Below are 901 nucleotides of genomic sequence, written 5' to 3' on the forward strand. Positions count from 1 at the left end.
AGCCGGCATCGCGCACCATGATGCGCGAATGGAACCCCCAATTCTTCTCGAAGGCGGCTTCCAATTTGTCGGTCAAGCTGGCCGTACCGCCCTTCCCTGAACGGAACACGACATTGCCGCTCTGCACGTAGCTGGCCACATCGGAAAAGCCGAGGTCCTCGAAGAAGCTCCGCAACTCCGCCATCCTGACGATGCGGTTGCCGCCGACATTGATGCCGGAAAACAGCGCGACGAAAACCGTCCCTTTTCCGCTCATATGATGAACCCGGCCAGCGTCTCGTTGTCCGTGATGTCCTGGTACTGCACGCCCTCGGCGTCGAAATTCGCTTTCAGCAGGTCGAAGTTGCGGCGGTCCTTGGTTTCGATGCCGATCAGCACCGAGCCGAAATTGCGCGCCGATTTCTTCAGATATTCGAAGCGGGCGATGTCGTCGTCCGGCCCCAGCATTTCGAGGAAATCGCGCAGCGCTCCCGGCCGCTGCGGAAAGCGGATGATGAAGTATTTCTTCAGCCCCTCGAAGCGCAGCGCCCGCTCCTTGACGTCGGGCAGCCGCTCGAAATCGAAATTGCCGCCCGAAACCACGGCGACGATGGTCTTGCCCCTGATCTCCTTGCGGGAAAAATCCTTGAGCGCATCGATCGCCAGGGCGCCCGCCGGCTCGAGCACCACGCCTTCGACGTTGAGCATCTCGATCATCGTCGCGCAGAGGCGGTTCTCCGGGATCAGCCGCACCGCTTCGGCGGCAAATTCCCTCAGATGCCGCAGCGGCTCGCGGCCGATCTCGGCGACCGCGGCGCCGTCGACGAAATTGTCGACCTTGGCAAGCTTGATCCTTTTGCCCGAGGACAGGCTCTCGCTGAGGCTCGGCGCGCCTGCCGGCTCGCAGAAGACAAAACGCGCC

At 62.0% G+C, this 901-nt stretch carries 2 protein-coding genes; both read right to left on the reverse strand.

Features of this window, described 5'->3' with window-relative positions:
- Positions 1–256, reverse strand: a 256-nt coding sequence (locus EN780_RS35485; protein WP_128276554.1) for a DUF1697 domain-containing protein, incomplete at its 3' end; no start/stop codon positions are given.
- Positions 253–901, reverse strand: a 649-nt coding sequence (locus tag EN780_RS35490) for a pyridoxal-phosphate dependent enzyme (RefSeq protein WP_128276555.1), incomplete at its 5' end; no start/stop codon positions are given. The genes EN780_RS35485 and EN780_RS35490, both read right to left, overlap by 4 nt.

The organism is Mesorhizobium sp. M4B.F.Ca.ET.089.01.1.1, from assembly GCF_004022605.1.
In the GTDB taxonomy this organism is placed as follows: domain Bacteria; phylum Pseudomonadota; class Alphaproteobacteria; order Rhizobiales; family Rhizobiaceae; genus Mesorhizobium; species Mesorhizobium abyssinicae.